We start from the raw sequence: 16,536 nt of genomic DNA, 5'->3' as shown, positions 1-16,536 counted from the left end.
AGGGGACGCTAGGGAGGCATGGGCGCACACACGGGGCGCATTTCGAAAGCTGTTGGAATATGACGCGGAAGTGCGCCGGAACGACCGCGTGACGCTCGAACATGCGCGCAGAGACGTCATCCGTGTCGGTGACGCGCGCAGGAGGCGCGGGGGAGAATTCAGACCTGCGGGTGAGGGATCATGCGCTCCATGAGCGACGACCACACACACGTCCAGGAGTTCTTCACGGCCCGCGCCGCCGACTGGGACACCCGCTTCCCCGACGACGCCCCCGCCTACACGGCCGCAGTCGCCGAGCTGGGGCTGCACGAGGGCGACCACGTGCTGGACGCGGGCTGCGGGACCGGGCGGGCCCTGACACCGCTGCGGGCGGCCGTGGGGCGCTCGGGAGTGGTCCTGGGGGCCGATCTGACGCCGGCCATGCTGGAGGCCGCAGTACGGGCCGGGAGGGACCATGACGGGCAGCTGCTGCTCACGGACGTGGCCGCCCTGCCGCTGCGGTCGGGGGCGCTCGACGCGGTGTTCGCGGCGGGCCTGATCTCTCATTTGTCCCATCCGGCGGAGAATCTGCGGGAGTTGGCGCGGGTGGTACGCCCGGGTGGCACGATGGCGCTGTTCCACCCGATCGGCCGGGCGGCGCTCGCGGCGCGTCACGGGCGGCAGCTCAGCCCGGACGACCTGCGCGCGGAGCCCAACCTCCGACCGCTGCTGGCCGGTTCCGGGTGGCGCTTGACCTCGTACGTCGACGAGGACGCCCGGTTCCTGGCGCTGGCCGTCCGGGAGGGGTGAGGGCTCACGCCCGCCTCTTCCAGGGCCCCGGCCCCTTCAGCTCGCCGCTGAGCCCGCCTGGGCTTCTTCTACGACGGCGACCGGCCGCCGCGCGTCGAGGAACTGGACGACCCCTTCGGGCACGGCGTCCTGACCATCGCGCCTGCCACCTCGCGGGCCGACCTCAGCCGGCTGCGGGAGACTCTGGAGTCACTGGTCGGCTGATCGGCCCGTGCTCCGCACGGGGCAGCCCCGCACGCCCGGCACCGGGCGGGTGCCCAGGTCCTCCAGCCGGTAGCCGTCCGGATAGCCCTTGATCTCCCAGTTCTGCCGCGCGAAGTGCGGCGCGCGACGCGGCGGCAGCAGCCGGACCACGCGTCCACGCGCGCGTACCGCGCGACGCACCAGGGTGCGCGTCATGGGTCCCGGCGGTGTGTAGCGGAATGCCTTCAGCAGCGGGTCGTCGAGCAGCGCGAGGGTGGTGGTGCGCAGCAGGGGCGCCAGCGGGCGCGGGTACCACGAGGCCATCAGGCTGAGGGTGGCGTCGGAGACGCGGCGCGCGCCCTCGTCCCAGGCGAAGTGGGCCGTCTCGTAGGCGTCGAGGCAGTCCTCGAACTCCTCGTAGGTCTCGGGGATGTCCTTGATGCCCATGTGCCGGCCCAGCGTGCCGTAGTGGACGGTCGAGGCGACGATCTCGTGGCGGGACAGCCTGCGCCAGCCGTAGGCGTCGATCCACCGCTTGGGCACGACGACGAACGTGCACAGCACGTACCGCATGTCGTCGTTGGTGATGTCGTAGCTGCGGTGCATCTGGTTGATGCGGCGGATCGCCGTGCGGCCCTCCTGGCTGTCGAAGCCGTGCTCGACGACGGCGTCGAGGAGCAGCGAGGTGTCGTCGTAGCGCTTCTGCGTACGGTCGGTGAGCTCCGCCGTCCGTGCCAGCAACCGGCCGATGGAGGGGACGGCGTAGGTGCGGAACAAGGCCAGTTCGAGGGCTCGGGTGGTGTCCCAGGGGAACTCGTGTGCCACGGTGAGCCGATAGATCTCCGAGGCGTCCTCGTACGGATCCATCCGCCGGATCTGTTCGAGCCGCTCGAAGCGCTTCACCGGGCCGTCCCCTCTCAGTCGCCGAATCCCCAACTCTACGTCGGAAGACGGAAGATGGACGGCCCCAGAACGCGACGAGTCGTCGCGGACGGTGGCCCGGGAGCTGCTCCGTCCGTCGGCGGCCCGAGACCGGGGGACCGAATGGCCGATTCGCCCCGTCCCAGGCGGAAAACTGCAGCTCCGAGTGGGTTGAGGAGTGGTGACAAGGGCCTTCCGGTCGGTCTAGGGTGCGCGCCGATGGACGAACCGATGGGGAGGCTGCGATGGACGGGACGGACGAGGACACCGTCGCCGCCCAGGACGACGCGCTCTATGTGCTCACGGCGGTGCTGCTGACGCCGGCGCAGTTCCCGAGCGTGCTGGGCGACGACTATCCGGCGGCGTGCGCGGCGCTCGGTCTGGCACCCCTCGCCGATGGCTACGGCCTGGTGCTGGGCCAGGACGGTGCCGGCGCACGGTGGACCGTCGTCGTCGACGACGTGTCGCTGGTCGCCGTCGCCATCGCGTCCTGGGACTGCGGCATGGAGTACGACCTGTCGCCGGACGACCGGACGGTCGTCGCCGCCCTGGCCGGCTGGCCGCTGGCGCTCGCCGTGGCGGCCCCCGGGGTGCCCGCGCCGCACGATCCCGACCCCGAGACCGCGGACGGCCCTTTGCTGGCCGCTCCGGACATGTCCACCTGGGGTCCCGCCCAGCGGCGGCTGGGCGCCGACGAGGTGGCGTTGCAGTGGGCGATGTGGCGGGACCAGCTCGACGACTCGGCGTTCGCCAGGCCGAGGCCGGCCGAGGAAGCCGGGACCGCGGGGACGGCCGAGGAGAGCGAGAGCGCCGGGCAGGGCGAGGAGACCGGGAACGCCACGAAGGAGGTCGCTGGGGACGGCCAGGAGGATGGTCGGGGCCGGGTGCACAGCCACAGCGGCATCCGGCGTGCCCTCGCCGAGGCCCGCGCCTACGTGGACTCGCCGCCGCCTCTGGGTCGCGTGCGGTCGTCCTTCGCGCCCGGTGACGCGCGGACCCTGCGCGCCGACGGTCCCGGCTGGTCACTCGTGGCCAGGACCGACGACATCGCGTTCGTGCTGCTCGACGAGGAGCCCGGCGAGGTGCTGCCGGTCGGCCGGGGACCGGAGCTGCCGGGACTGCTGGCGGCACTCGACAAGATGGCCGTACGGCCGAGCTGAGCCGCGGCCCGGGGCGCGCCGGAGGGCGGGCCCCGTAGCGTCAGCGGCCCAGTTCCTTGCGGGTGACGCGGCGCAGCCTGCGTCGCTGGGAGGGGTCGAGCGTGAGGTACGCGGCCGCGGGAACCCCGAGCACGATCAGCAGCGCCGCCCACCAGGGCAGCCAGATCAGCAGCAGGATCCCGACCGCCACACCTCCCGCGGCGATCTTCGCGTTCTTCGACATGTGTGTCGCCTCCTTCGCGGCCACTGCCGCATCTCTGTTGTGAGAACGGGCCCGCGCACCGCGCGGTTCCAGGCCGCGTCCCTGAGACATCCCTGAGACGCGTCCCTTAGTCATCCCTGAGACGGCCGCCGTCAACAGGTCGTCGGCAGGAGTCCTCACTCGCCCACCAGGTGATGTACCCTCGACCGCTCACCATGCTAGTCAAATTTGAGGAGCAGGCTCGTCGTCGTGCAGAGGGTTCCCAAGGAAACACCGTCGCAGACCGTCGAACTGGCCCACTGCTGTGCCGTGTTCATGCCCGGCGATCCGGCCCGGTGCGGCCGTGTCGCCTTCTGGCGACCGGACGGCGGCGCTCCGCCCGGCGCCGTGTCAACGACAGTCGATGACCTCACCGCCGTCGAGGACATCACGGTGGTCCGGCCCGACGGCGACGGCGTCGCGTCGGTGCGCGTGCCCGCCGCGGTGCTGCCCGTGCGGGCGGCGCTGCCGCTGCTCACGCGCGCGCGTGCCGTGTCCGACGGACACCGGGCGACGGCCTTCTGGGGTGCGGCCGCCCTGCTGGCCCTGCGGTTCGTGGCGCGCGGCCTGCTGCTGCCCGGACTGTCCCCCAGCGATCACGACGCCTGGCGGGTGGGACCACTGGGTCCGGAGGATCTCGACGAGGTCCGTCGGCTCGCCGCGGCGATGCCGCCCGAGGCGCACGCCGTGCCGCTGGACGACGGCCCGCCCCTGCGTCTGCCGGCCCCGGAGGGGCTGCTGCGGGCCTTCCTGGACGCGGCCGCCGACACCCTGCCCCGCTCCCCCGCCGCGGCCCTGGTGACGGGCGGCCCGGCCTACGCGGCGCGCCGTCCCCAGCATCTGCCGGAGCAGCGCGCCTGGGTGGCCGATGTCGCCGCGGGGCATGACGCGGGGGTGCGTCTCTCGCTGCGGATCGAGGTGTCGGGGCTCGGCGAGGGTGCGCTTGGTGGCGAGGCGCCGCCGGCGTTCCGGGCCGTGCCACAGGTGCACAGTGTGAGTGACCCCACGCTGGTCGCGGACGCCGCCGAGGTGTGGGCCGGTTCCGCCGACACGGGCGGTGTGTTCGGCCCCCGCGCGCGAATGGACGCGTTGCTCATGCTCCGCCGGGCGGCCCGGGCCTGGCCCGCGCTCACGCCGCTGCTGTCGGCCGCCGTACCCGACGCGGTCGACCTCCTCGACGACGAGGTCGCCGAACTCCTCGGCGAAGGCGCACGGGCCCTGGCCGCCGCAGGGGTGGAGGTGCACTGGCCGCGGGAGCTGGTCCGCACGCTGACCACGCGCGCGCGGGTGGGACCGCCGGAGGACGGTGACGGGCCCGGGCGGGTGTTCTCCGACTCGCCGTCGTTGCTGTCGGCGGACGCGCTGCTCACGTTCAGCTGGTGGTTCGCGCTGGGCGAGCAGCGGCTCACGCGCGAGGAGCTGGACCGTCTGGCCGAGGCGAGCCGCCCGATCGTGCGGCTGCGTGACCAGTGGGTGCTGATCGATCCGGAGGAGGTGCGGCGCGCCCAGGCCCGGCAGGACCGCAAGGTGACCCCGATCGACGCGCTGGGCGCCGCGCTGACGGGCTCCACGGAGGTCGACGGCCGCATGGTCGAGGTCCAGCCCACCGGCTGGCTGGCGGCGCTGCGGGAGCGGCTCGTGGGGGCGCCGGAGCGGGAGCCGGTGCCGCAGCCCGCTGCGCTGGCCGCCACGCTGCGGGACTACCAGCGGCGGGGCCTGGACTGGCTGGCCACCACCACGTCGCTCGGACTGGGGTGCTGCCTCGCCGACGACATGGGCCTCGGCAAGACGATCACGCTGATCGCGCTGCATCTGCACCGCCGGCGGGACCCGGATGCCGCGGGCCCCACGCTGGTCGTGTGCCCGACGTCGCTGATGGGCAACTGGCAGCGTGAGATCGAGCGGTTCGCGCCCGGCACGCGCGTGCGCCGCTTCCACGGGCCGCGCCGCGATCTCGACGCCCTGGCCGCCGGGGAGTTCGTACTCACCACGTACGGCACTCTGCGGCTGGACGCGCCCCGGCTGGCCGAGGTGCCCTGGGGGCTCGTCGTGGCCGACGAGGCGCAGCACGTGAAGAACCCTTACTCGGCCACCGCGCGGGCCCTGCGCTCCCTCGGCGGACGCGCGCGCGTGGCGCTCACCGGCACCCCCGTGGAGAACAACCTGTCCGAGCTGTGGGCGATCCTGGACTTCCCTGTCAAGTCAGCATGTTGAGTCGTTGAGGTCCGGCATCCGGGCCGCACACGGCGGCGGGAACATCACCCAACTCGCCGCGTCGCACAACCGGATCACGGCGGCCGCCGGTGTCCGCATTTGGAATGCAGGCCAGCCCCGTCCCGGCCTGTGACGCGACCACGAACCTTTCCCGTGGATTCACTGCCTTTCCCGTGCACGGGAAAATGTCACCGGCATTCAAGGGAAACGACGGAATGCATGACACGAAGTGCGGTCAGCCGTAAGGACATAGACGCAACAAGTAAGTCAAGACTTACGTTTAGGGAACTTTGGCCGTATGGTGCGGCTCGAATCGAAGGAGTCCCTTGTTGTCAAACATAAATGATTCTGCCGTGCGTGCGGTTGAATCGGAGCAAGGTTACGTGTCCTCATTGTATGAGCTGCTCACCGAGCGGCTTTCCGAGGCGCGAGCGAACCGGACGAGTGTGCTGAAGGCCCCGGCGGACGGCGTCGGCGAGGCGTACGAGAGAGAGATCGCCGCCGACCGTCTGACCAAGGAGATCGGCCGGCTGGAAGGCGCCGAGAAGGGGCTGGTCTTCGGGCGCATCGACTGGACGGACGGCACGGCCCTGCGCATCGGGCGGATCGGACTGCACACGGAGGAGGACGAACTGCCGCTGCTCGTGGACTGGCGCGCGAACGCGGCGCGGCCCTTCTACGAGGCCACACCGGTCCACCCGATGGGTCTGCGGCGGCGCCGGCACCTGCGCCTCGAGGAGCGCACGGTCGTCTCGGTGAGCGACGAACTGCTCGACGGGACCGCCCCGACCGACGAAGACGTCGTGGGGGACGGCCCGTTGACCGAGGCTCTGTCGGCACGGCGTACGGGCAGGATGCACGCGGCCGTCGCGACGCTGCAGGCCGAGCAGGACGAGATCGTCCGCTCCGCCCACCGCGGGGTGACCGTGGTACAGGGCGGGCCCGGCACCGGCAAGACGGTGGTCGCCCTGCACCGGGCGGCCTACGTCCTGTACGCGTTCCCGCGCGCCGCGGAGGAAGGCGTCCTCGTGGTGGGCCCCAACGCCCGTTTCCTCGACTACATCTCCCAGGTCCTTCCCTCGCTCGGGGAGAACGACGTCGATCTGGCGACCTGTCAAGAACTAACCGGAGTGTCCCCGGACGCGGTGGACCCGTTCGACACGGCGCGCCTCAAGGGCGGCCTGGACCTCGCCGACGCCCTGGCCGGCCTGCTGCGAGACCACCAGGCCCCCGCCGGTGACTTCACCGTCCGGGTCGGGCAGGAACTGGTCCACCTGTCCGAGAAGGAGGTCGCCTCTGCACGCACCGCCGCCCTGGCGGCCGCATCCGGCCACAACCCCGCGCGCCAGGCGTTCAAGGAACTCCTGGTCGACGCCGTCACCGACGCGATGCAACGGGACATGGGCGACCTCCTGGAGCAGATCGACGCCGATGCCGAGCAGATGACGGGCCTGAACCTCGACCGGTTCACGGGGGTCGCCCAGCGCCGTGCCGAGGGCGCCGCCGACCCGGGTCCGGTCCACGAGCTGGACCTGGACGCCATCGGGGCCGATCTCCTCGACGACGCCGGTGTCGACCGGGCGGTCGAGGCGCTGTGGCCGAGGCTGGTACCCGGCGACCTCGTGAAGGCACTGCTGACGGATGCCGACGCCCTGGCCGAGCGCCTGCCGACCCTGACCCCGCAGGAGCGGTCCCTCCTCCTGCGTGCCCCGGAGGCCCCGTGGACCGATGCGGACGTGCCGTTGCTGGACGAGGCAGCGAGCCTGGTCGACGGCCCGCCCGAGCGGACGTACGGGCACGTCGTCGTCGACGAGGCGCAGGAACTGACCGCTATGCAGTGGCGGATGATCGTCCGCCGCTGCCCGGCGAGGGCGATGACGCTGGTGGGTGACTTCGCCCAGTCAGGCCCGGCCACGACGGCACGCGACTGGAAGGAAGCCCTGAGCCCGCATGTCGGGACGCGGTTCAGACTGCACGACCTGACGGTCAGTTACCGCACCACGCAGGAGATCCTGGAGAGCGTCCGGGACCTGCTCGCGCGGATCGCTCCGGACCAGCGGCCCACACGGTCACTGCGCAGCGGTGAGAGCCCACGCACCGTGACCACACATGGGGACGGGTTGGTCACCGCCGTCGTGGAGGAACTGCGCGCCCAGAGCACCGCGCAGCCCGACGAACTCCTGGGAGTGATCTGCGCGGACACCCGGGTGAGCCAGTTGACGGCTCACGGCATCGCCGACCACGCACGCATCGTGCCCGCGTCCGAAGCACGTGGCCTCGAGTTCGACGGGGTCGTCGTCCTGAACCCCGAGGAGATCATCACGGCCCGCCCCGGCGGGGAGAGAGACCTGTACGTGGCGCTGACCCGGGCCACCAAGCGCCTGTGCACCATCACCACCCAGCCCGCATGATGGCGCGGCGCCCGCGTGGTCGCCGCGGGCGCACAAGTGCCCCAACGCGCCGTCAACGTAGGGGCGTGAAGAGGTGGCGGATCGCCGCTGTGCGTCCTCACTGGGGCGGGAAGCCCAGGTGGCGGAGCCCGAATTCCAGAGTCTCCGGGGTCATGGGCTGTCCGGCCCAGCCGAGCCGGATGGCGTAGGCGTTGACCGCCTGGATCGGATGCCACCTCTGCGCGGTAGATGGCATCCGACTGGCCGGGCGCCGGAACCAGCTACGCGCTCTGGGTCAGCAGACCGGCGTCGATGACCTCAGCGATATGGGTGGCGCCGCGGCTGTTCTGGTGGATGTGGTCGGTCGTGAGCACGAGACCTCGCCGCCGCGAGATCGTGTCGAGGCTGCGGCGCAGCACTGCGTGCTGGACGAGGACGCCGACGGCCGCTGCGGGCGTCACCTCCCGGTATGAAATCGGCGGCGGGTCCGCTTGGCGCAGTTCCTCGATCTGGCGTTCGTGGAGCGGAAGGTAGGCCACCTCGTTGGTGGCGGCGACCTCGGCGATCATCCGGCTGTACGCCTGCGATGCCTGTGCCGCTGCTCCGTCGAGTTGTTGGCCGAGTACCGGTAGCGACAGCAGACCGATCGTCGCGTCGGTCTCCGCTCGCAGCCGTGCGACGACGGCTCCCAGGCACTGTTGGAACCAGCCTGCCGACGGGCGATCGGGGAGTTGTTTGCGCTTCATGGCCTGCTCGACGGGGTAGCCGGCAAGGCTCGCTCGGGCGTCGTTGGTTCCGATCAACACGGTGATCACATCGGGTGGGTTCGTGACGACAGCATCGAGGCGCTGCAAGAGGTTGTAGGCGAAGTCGCCGTTGGTGCCGAAACGGGCAAGCTGCACGTCACCGGGAGGGTGGCGTCGTCCGAGAAGATCCAGGTAGTCGACGCTGAACTGCGCGCGGGTGAGGCTGTCGCCGAGGCACGCGATGCGTGTCGTCACGGCGCTTCCTCCGGGCTGGGCGTGCCGACGCGTTCAGTCGGGCGGGTGTCGGTCCGAGGACGGTGGTCGGTGCCGAGGGTCGCAGTGATGGCCAGGATGGACGTCGGCCCCTCCATGTCGACCACGTGCCATACCCCGGCCGGGTTGATGGTGGCCTCGCCCGGTCCGAGCAGAACGCGGTCGGGCAGCCCGTCCACGTCGCGGGTGACCGTCACGGACCCGGTGAGGCAAACCACCAGTTCGTCGCCTGCAGGGTGGCTCTCCCAATGGTCGCCGAGCCCGTCACCGTCGAAGATCATCACCATCCGGCCCTCGGCGCCGTCTGCCGCGACCGCGGCGCTGTAGGCCTGGAGCACCTCCGGGTCCCAGGTGAAGCCCTCGACGGGTTTCGCTCTCGATCCCAGTCCGAGGTGCACGGGGGTGGTCCGCAGGTCCATGGCATTGCGTTCGTGGTTGACGAGTCTCATGCCGACGATCGTCCACGACAGCGATTGGGCAGTCTTGAAGAAATGGGAAGAGAAGCCGGCGCGACGGGCAGACGGTTGGCGGGCTACCCGGCTCCGAGGAGGACTTCGCTGCGACGCCAGGCCGTCGGCGATCGGCCCGTGAACTCGCGCCAGTCCCGAACGAGATGGGCCTGGTCGGCGTAGCCAGAGACGGTTGCCACATCGCCCCACGGGAGCGGGTCCTGCGCCGCCGCCAGTTCGTGCGCGTGCTCGAAGCGCAAGACTCGGGCGAAGGTCTTCGGCGACAGGCCCACCTCACCGCGAAACCGCTCGGTGAGGTACCGACGGCTCCAGCCGAGTTCCGTGGCGACCGCACCAACCTGAACGCAACCCCGCGCGGCGACGAGGCGGCGCCACGCCTCGGCTACCTCGGGGCGCACCCAGCGCACATGGTCGCCGCAGGCGCCACGGCCGACAGCTCGGAGGAGCAATTCGTCCAGCACGGTGAACCGCGCCGCCCATGTTGTCGCCGATCGGAGCCGGTCGACCAGCTCGACGGCCAGCACTCCGAGAAGCTCGTCAAGTGGGACCAGTCGCTGGGCGAGCTCGGCGGCGGGCATGCCGTAGATGGCCCGGGCCCCGAGCGGTGTCAGCGATACCTGAACACCTTGCTGGCGTCCGTCGTGGTGAATCGCGACGGACCGGCACATCAGACCGCCGGCCACGCTGCCGAATCGGGTGACCGGTGACCCGTCGTCAACGCCCGCCGCCACCTCCAAAGGATCTGACAGGCTGATCACCGCAGTGAGCGCGCGGCTCGGCGGGCCGCAGTGCACCCCCGTCGGGAGCCCGCGGAGATCGAAGCCGACATACGAGTCGACGTACTCCCGCAAGACGGGCGCCGGACGTGCACCGATCCCGGTGGCCGTGTGGTCCTCCATTTTCGTCAGTGTACGAGCCGCCCCAGCCCAGGAAGATCACCATCCAAGGACTGATCACCGCCGTTTGCTGCTGGTGACGCGGTTCATACCGGCACCCCCCCCACGTACGCACTGGTGTAGCCCTGGCCTCCCTGCTCAGCCTGATGTCCTGCCTTCCGGCGTGCGTCGTCCAACGAGGGAGCCTGCTACCGGGTCCCTGCAGACTGAGACCGACGGAGTCTGCGACCTGCTCTACCCGTCCGAGGGGTTCGCCTCGGACGGGTAGGCGACCACCAGGCTGTTGTGGATTCGCAGCGCGGGATAGTGTCTCGCGCTACCGCTCACCGGCTACCTGGTCCCGCCCGAAGCCGAGTGACGTTGCTCGGGCGCCCGCTGAGCACGTCCCGCAACTCCTCGTTCTCCAGGGTCAGTCGCGTGTTCTCCGCCAGAAATCCCTGGACATCGTCGCGAAGCCGGACGATCTCCTTGTTCTTGTTAGCGATGGTGGTCTTGAGATCGGCGATCTTCTTGCGGAGCCGGGCTTCAGCGTCCGGGGTGCCTCCGCGAGTCCTGACGTGGTCGTAGAACTCGTTCTTAAGGTCGGTGTGCCGTTGGGTCAGGGCGTTTCTGGGTACATCCGCTTCGATAGCAAGGGCGACGATGGTGAGCGCTCCGTTGGAGCGTTCGGGGGTGCCGCCGAGGATGCGGTGCATGGCGGCGCGGATGCGGGCGCGTTCGTCGGGTGCTGGACTCATGCGGTGTTCTCCTGGACAGTGAAGCGGGTGCGGTCGTGGTCGTCAGCCCAGCTGCGGAGTTTGACCGCGTTGGCCCGCAGGCGGTCTGCGATGCGTCCGGGGGTTCGGGCTGCCTTTCGGTCGATCTGGTCGGCGCGCTCGCGCAGGGCGGCGGCTTGCTCGTCGGTGCGGACGATGTTGCCGCAGCCGGGCACGCACCGTTCCAGGACGGGTGCGTCGAATTGGCCCTCGCGGTCACACAGGGCGCGGTCACGCTTGTGAAGGCAGAGCAGAAGAGCGTGGGGGTTGTCGTAGAGGACTGCGCCGTCACGGGCCAGGTGCCGGCGGGCGAGCGTGTACTTCTGGGCGAAGTCGCGGTTGACCAGGCCGCCCTGGAAGAGTGGACCGGTCGCTGCCCGGAGGAGTGCCTGTCGTGCGGCTGGTCCGGAGATGCCCTCTCCGTCGTTGAATCGCTCCATGAGTTCCGCCGCGGTGTCCGCGGTGGCCAGGGCGGTCTCGATGTCGACGAGCTGGTGGATTCCGCTGCGGCTGCGGGTGCCGTAGCGTCCCGACTCGTCGATGTTCAGCACGGTGCGCATGTGTCCGTACTGGATGGCCAGGGCGATGAGGCCGCGTGGGCGGCGGGCGATGTGCCAGGCCAGGGATCGCCGGAATCGGGCGGTCCCGATGTTGCCGTGCGGGTCGGGCGGGACAACCTCACTGGGCAGTTCCTGGGCCTCGGCCTCGGCGTTCACCCAGGCCACGAGATCCTCGATCCGGTTCCTGATCGCGCCGGCAGTCAGCGCGCCAACGCGCTGGTGAGAGTGCGTGGAGTCATGAATTTGCACGTCGAAGAGAAGCCCGCCGTCTGGAACAAGTCGTTCGAGGACGCGGATGGCACGGACCACCGGGGCGATGGCAACCCAGGGGACGGAGCGTTCTGCGCCGCCAGGCAGGTAGTTGCCGGTGTCCGGATCTGTGGCCGTCTTGAAGTGGCGGCTATGGATCAACAGATGCGGCTCGTCCTCGTCACCTTCGTCGGTGTCAAGGGAATCCTCTTCATCTTCGTCCTCGACGATGTCCTCGGGATGGACGTGAAGGAGATGGCGCCCTTGGCCCGGTTCCGGGTCAGGGCAGCAGCCTGAGCGCATCGCGAGCACTTCCTGCGGGCGAGCGCCTGTCAGGTACGCACAGACGATGAATGCGGCCGTGCCGAGGTGCTTGAGCAGGGTGTTTACCTCGGTGTGGTCGATGGCCTGGCGCCAGAGGCGGCCGGCGATGCGCCCCGTGACAGGAGCGTTCAGCGGACAGGGACCGGGGTTCGTCTGTACCAGTGCCGAGAGCCCGAACTTGTCGCAAGCGCTTTGGACCTGGTTGTAGGAGGCTCCCGCGATCCCTGCGATGTAGGTGCGGGCAAGCGCGATCTTTCCGTTCTTGCGGGTGGTGGGCACCGGGCCTCCAGTGATGACCAGCGGCTCCAGATAGGAGTAGAGGGCTTTCCTCCCGACGGAAGTACTCGGCTGGCTGAGGGCGTACTCAGTGAGGCGTCCGGCTTCGGCATGGGCCGCGAGGATGTCGTCCGCCAGGTCCTCGACGAAGCGAAGCGCCCATATCAGGAGTGGTCCCATGACCTCCTCGGCGAGTGGTTCCCGCGCGTTCTCGACGCCCCGGTCAGCAGCCGCGGGGAGGTAGTCGTCCATTCCTTCCTCGTCCCACGGTGGTCGGGCCATGCCAGCGGGACGTGCGCTGAGTCCGTCGAACGCCCACAGGCGCGTCAGGGCGACCAGCTTCTTGTGTGCACGCTCGCGCGTGGTGCCCGTGTCGCGCAGGTGCTGTGCGTACTCGGCCAGCAACGTGCGATCGCAATCTCCCAGGGTGTGAATGTCCCGGTCTAGCAACCAGTCCGCGAAGCGCATCCAGATGGACACGGTGGCTTGAGCGACTTCCGGGGAGAGGCGGGTGCGCATTCGGGCTCCACGTGCCCGTACGAACGTGTTCCGCAGTTCTCCGTTGAGGAACGTCCATGCCACCAAGCGGAGTTCGTCGCGAAAGCCCTCCGTGCACGGCTCCCAGGGGATCGCGCGAACCTTGCTGGTGGGGTCGTCGACGAGCGGCAACATCGACCACACCATGTCGCCGAACCGGCTGTTGTGGTGCGCGTGTCGGGCGATGACCAGGTGCGGAGGAATGACAGGGGTGTCCGCGGTGGGCAGTGGCAGAAGGTAGGCATCCGCCTCCATGGGGGAGGTCACAGGTTGAGGTCTCCGTTCAGAAGGTCGTCGACGATCTCGCGGTCGAGGTCGGTGATCCGGTCGGCTGCTTGCTGCCAGCGGCCGTCGCCGATCTTCCGCTTGAGATCCTCCAGTCGGGCAGCAGGGTCTGACCAACGGCGGTCCCAGACTTGCTGGGGCAGAACGGACCGGGCATTGCCCAATGCCCGGTGCAGCGCGACGAGCCGGGGGTGATGATCGTCGTGGACGCGGGCGTTCTCGCAGGCCAGGCAGAGGAGGAACGAGGCTCCGCAGCCGCCGTCAGGCAGCGGGACGGGGCTGCCGCTGGTGTCCGAGCAGTCGGCAGTGGCGGTCTCCTGGTCGTCAGGGTTGCGCTGGGTGACGAGCTGGGCTGCGAGCTTCACCGTCTCCTGTGCGTGCCGTAGTGCGGACGCCGCGCCGGCGGCGATGACGGGAGCTGCTTCCCGCTGGACTCGCTGATCGGGCAGCACGTACTTGCGCTCGTGTGTGCTCTGGGTGTGCTGGGTCGGCTCCCCGCGATCCACCACCACGGTGCGACGGCCCCGCTGGAACGGCGAACCCCACCCGAAGAGCTTGCCCCACTCCGTCCCGTCGGCGCTCGACAGGCCGAGACGAATAGGACCGACGACCAGGCGGCGTTCCATGGACTTGACCTGCTGGCTCGGATGGCCCTGGTAATGCGCGCGCCAGGCAAGGAACCGATCGGCGTCCGGGGCAAGATCGTGGGCCAGAGCGCGGGCAAAGCGGGTGGCCTGCAGGGCCTGGGTGAGCAGGCGGCCAGGCGTGCCGGCCCCGGTGTCCGTGACGTTCTCGGTCTCGAACCGGTCGCCCTTGTGCTTCCTGACCTTGACCTTGTAAGTCGGGTGACCGTCCCGGCCCTGGTCGGGGGCCGCCCTGGGAGTCGGCATGACGTTGATGACGGACAGATTCCAGCCGAACTCGACCACGAGGAGCACGCCCAGGGCCGTCGCCTCCATCCGGTCCAGAAACAGGCGCTTCCAAGTCGCCTCAACCGACTGCCCGCCTACCGCATCCAGGAAGTACTTCTTGATGTCCCTGTTCACGTACCGCGGCAGATCACCGGTCCGGGCGATCAGGTCCAGTGCCTCCCCGAGCGCGGCATCCGTTGTATCCGGGGCGAAGGCACCCTCGTGCCAACGCTGCAAGTGGGCGGCGTTCTCTTCGATCCGCAGCCACGCGGCCCGGAACATCCGGCGGGCCTCGAGCTTGATGCCGTCAAGTTCACCCGATTCGTACGACTCGACCTTCCGGGGCAGCACGGGAACGCGGCGGGCGAGTTCTTCGGCCACCGGACCACTCTGTAGACATGGGTCATCGTGCAGCAATGAGGCCACGAGCCGGAGAGTCTCCCGCCCTCCCTGGCTGCCTTTCAGCTTCAGCCACCAGGCTTTCATCAAAGAACCGGTGAGTTCGTCGAGGTCACACGGAGGCCGGTCCTGTTCCGACACGAAGGCGGCGAACGCCCGCAGGCTGTCGAAGTGAGAGCGGGATGTGGTGTGGGAGCCCCAGCGGCGAGCTCGGGCGGCGAACAGCACGGCCAGTGAATGCTGCAAGGTCTCGGCCACCGGAAGCACCGAAAAGCCGTAGTCCCTGACGTGGCCGTCGCGGTTGCGATGATGGACCGTCAGCCCGTCGAGTGAATCCAGGACTTCGGGTGCGGTGTGGTCAGCTGGCGGGAGCGAGGCCTTGCGGCCCTTGGGGCTCACGTCGCGGCCTCCGCCTGCTTGACCGTCATCTTCACGTCGATGTCCTGGATACCTTCCGCTTCCCTGGCCAACCGCGCGAAGACACCGTCCAGGTCCCGCGTCTCCTCGGCCCGCGGCTCGTCGGCCTCCTTGAGCAGCGACTCCAGATCCAGGTGCCGCACCGGGGCCAGATAGGTGTCGACCGTGACTTGTCTGGTCGCATGCCCGAGCAGCCCTTGCACCATCTGCCAGGGATCGCCGAGGATTTGGCCGTACTCGCGGCGCTCTCGCGGGCTCAGCCCGAACCTGCGGTTTAGCACCTCGTTCAGCGTCACGAGCATCCGCAGCGCGAAGCTGTGGCGCCCGGCGTGCACGGTGGCATGGGGCCAGTAGACCTTGTGCGGGTCCCGCCGAAGATGCTTTGGCGGCTCCAGTTCTGCCCTGCACCGCAGGTTGGCTGTGCGATACACCGCCTCCCACGAATGCGGCCGAAACGGCAGGCCCGCCTCGTTGAGCCACAACCACATCGGCTCCGGGCCTTCCGCTCCCTCGACGAACAGCAGCATCCGCTCCTGCCAAGTCAACCGGTCCAGCAGTTGCTCGAACACGACGCCGCCGCGATCAACCCAGCGGACCTTCCGCTTCGGGCCGGGAGTGACCTCGGCAACCAATCGCAGGTCCGGCAGCCTCTCGTACCGCCCCCGGGCCTGAGCTTTACGGACAGCCCAGGCCCGCGACGACTCCACGTACGACTCGATGTCGCGCATCGCCTCGGTGGACGTGTAGAACGTCCGAGCCGTCTTCGCTCGGGTGACCCCAGCCGCAAGCCGCCCGTAGGAGTAGCGGCTGTTGCTGAGCCGCTTGTCGGGGACCTCGAAGGTCAGCAGTGAACCAGCCTCCTGCCGCCGCAGCCCTGAAGAGAGCACCAAACCGGAGAAGGCGACGTTGCGGTCCTCCAGCCGCCCGAGCCATCCCGGCTCAACCACCCCGTGCCGGGTCTGCCCTCGCAGGCCGATGTCCACCCACAAGCGCCACGACCGCGGTGTCAACCAGTGCATCCCCGACTCCGGCCTCACAGGCTCCAGGTCCTCGGGCACCTCGCGCACCAGACCGTCGCGTCCGGTGATCTCCCGTACCGTCACCGGACTCCGGCCGATGTAGCCGTTCTTCCTTGCCCACTTGAAAAGGGAGGAGAATGCCGCCAGTTCCCGATTCCACTTCGATGCCCCGACGCGTTCGGGATTCTGTGGTGCGCGGATCCGCCAGTCTTTGAAATCCTCGAGATCTTTCTCTCTTGTCTCCGTCCAGTGACGGCGCCGCAAAGTCAGGAAGATCAGCAAGAGCACCAGGTCGGTCGCATAGTTCCGTCTCGTCTCCGCGGTGTATCCACGGAACGTTTCCGACTGCCCGTACCGGCAAAGCCCCGGATCAATACGGTGGTCTGGCGACACGAATACCGCGTCTCCGGCGCGCATAGCCGCCCCAGCACCCTCCACGTCCGGCGCCCCCGACCGCGCCACCCAGTCCGACCCCACCCAGAACACACGCCACTGGCCCACGTCCCACCTCTCCTGTTGCC

13 protein-coding genes and 1 pseudogene are annotated in these 16,536 nt (G+C 69.6%); 4 read left to right on the top strand and 10 right to left on the bottom strand.

Features of this window, described 5'->3' with window-relative positions; translation table 11 throughout:
* The first annotated feature begins 189 nt into the window (after positions 1–189).
* Positions 190–789 carry a class I SAM-dependent methyltransferase gene (locus ACH5AC_RS28750; protein ID WP_398865094.1) on the top strand — a complete coding sequence of 200 codons (600 nt, stop codon included), beginning with the start codon at positions 190–192 and terminating at the stop codon, positions 787–789.
* A gap of 189 nt (positions 790–978) precedes the next feature.
* Here ACH5AC_RS28750 and ACH5AC_RS28745 read toward each other — a convergent pair whose 3' ends face one another.
* A complete protein-coding gene (locus ACH5AC_RS28745) occupies positions 979–1,875 on the bottom strand; it encodes an oxygenase MpaB family protein (RefSeq protein WP_398865093.1) in 897 nt (298 codons plus the stop codon).
* Between the two features lie 263 nt (positions 1,876–2,138).
* On the opposite strand from ACH5AC_RS28745, the gene ACH5AC_RS28740 reads away from it, so the two are divergent.
* Positions 2,139–3,053: a hypothetical protein gene (locus tag ACH5AC_RS28740; protein ID WP_398865092.1), complete on the top strand. Its 915-nt coding sequence runs from the start codon at positions 2,139–2,141 to the stop codon at positions 3,051–3,053.
* Between the two features lie 40 nt (positions 3,054–3,093).
* On the opposite strand, the gene ACH5AC_RS28735 is transcribed toward ACH5AC_RS28740, so the two are convergent.
* The gene (locus ACH5AC_RS28735; RefSeq protein WP_266832363.1) at positions 3,094–3,276 is read right to left on the bottom strand and encodes a hypothetical protein; all 183 of its coding nucleotides are present in this window, start codon (positions 3,274–3,276) and stop codon (positions 3,094–3,096) included.
* A gap of 228 nt (positions 3,277–3,504) precedes the next feature.
* Between ACH5AC_RS28735 and ACH5AC_RS28730 the strand changes: the two are divergent.
* Both ACH5AC_RS28730 and ACH5AC_RS28725 read left to right on the top strand, forming a co-directional pair.
* Positions 3,505–5,487: pseudogene (locus ACH5AC_RS28730) on the top strand (DEAD/DEAH box helicase); the annotation flags it as partial.
* A gap of 404 nt (positions 5,488–5,891) precedes the next feature.
* The gene (locus tag ACH5AC_RS28725; protein ID WP_398865091.1) at positions 5,892–7,919 is read left to right on the top strand and encodes a HelD family protein; all 2,028 of its coding nucleotides are present in this window, start codon (positions 5,892–5,894) and stop codon (positions 7,917–7,919) included.
* Between the two features lie 97 nt (positions 7,920–8,016).
* Here ACH5AC_RS28725 and ACH5AC_RS28720 read toward each other — a convergent pair whose 3' ends face one another.
* The 8 genes from ACH5AC_RS28720 to ACH5AC_RS28685 all read right to left on the bottom strand — a co-directional run bounded on the left by ACH5AC_RS28720 (position 8,017) and on the right by ACH5AC_RS28685 (position 16,432).
* The gene (locus tag ACH5AC_RS28720) at positions 8,017–8,154 is read right to left on the bottom strand and encodes a hypothetical protein (RefSeq protein WP_398865090.1); all 138 of its coding nucleotides are present in this window, start codon (positions 8,152–8,154) and stop codon (positions 8,017–8,019) included.
* Between the two features lie 25 nt (positions 8,155–8,179).
* Complete coding sequence (locus ACH5AC_RS28715; RefSeq protein ID WP_398865089.1) at positions 8,180–8,899, bottom strand: SGNH/GDSL hydrolase family protein; 720 nt, start codon at positions 8,897–8,899, stop codon at positions 8,180–8,182.
* Complete coding sequence (locus ACH5AC_RS28710; RefSeq protein WP_071366020.1) at positions 8,896–9,366, bottom strand: cupin domain-containing protein; 471 nt, start codon at positions 9,364–9,366, stop codon at positions 8,896–8,898. The genes ACH5AC_RS28715 and ACH5AC_RS28710 overlap by 4 nt, the downstream gene beginning before the upstream one ends.
* An 83-nt stretch (positions 9,367–9,449) precedes the next feature.
* Positions 9,450–10,286 (bottom strand): helix-turn-helix domain-containing protein, encoded by an 837-nt coding sequence (locus tag ACH5AC_RS28705; protein ID WP_398865088.1) that lies wholly within the window; start codon positions 10,284–10,286, stop codon positions 9,450–9,452.
* A gap of 320 nt (positions 10,287–10,606) precedes the next feature.
* Entirely contained in the window at positions 10,607–11,020 is a 414-nt protein-coding gene (locus ACH5AC_RS28700) for a hypothetical protein (RefSeq protein WP_398865087.1), read from the bottom strand.
* Positions 11,017–13,251, bottom strand: a complete 2,235-nt coding sequence (locus ACH5AC_RS28695) for an integrase (RefSeq protein ID WP_398865086.1) — start codon at positions 13,249–13,251, stop codon at positions 11,017–11,019. The genes ACH5AC_RS28700 and ACH5AC_RS28695 overlap by 4 nt, the downstream gene beginning before the upstream one ends.
* Entirely contained in the window at positions 13,248–14,978 is a 1,731-nt protein-coding gene (locus ACH5AC_RS28690) for a hypothetical protein (protein WP_398865085.1), read from the bottom strand. Before ACH5AC_RS28690 ends, ACH5AC_RS28695 begins: the two co-directional genes overlap by 4 nt.
* Entirely contained in the window at positions 14,975–16,432 is a 1,458-nt protein-coding gene (locus ACH5AC_RS28685; RefSeq protein WP_398865084.1) for a site-specific integrase, read from the bottom strand. The genes ACH5AC_RS28690 and ACH5AC_RS28685 overlap by 4 nt, the downstream gene beginning before the upstream one ends.
* Between the last annotated feature and the right edge of the window lie 104 nt (positions 16,433–16,536).

Origin of the sequence: Streptomyces sp. NPDC018693, from assembly GCF_044391385.1 — a bacterium.
Lineage (GTDB): Bacteria > Actinomycetota > Actinomycetes > Streptomycetales > Streptomycetaceae > Streptomyces.
This window is presented reverse-complemented; position numbering and strand designations above follow the sequence as displayed.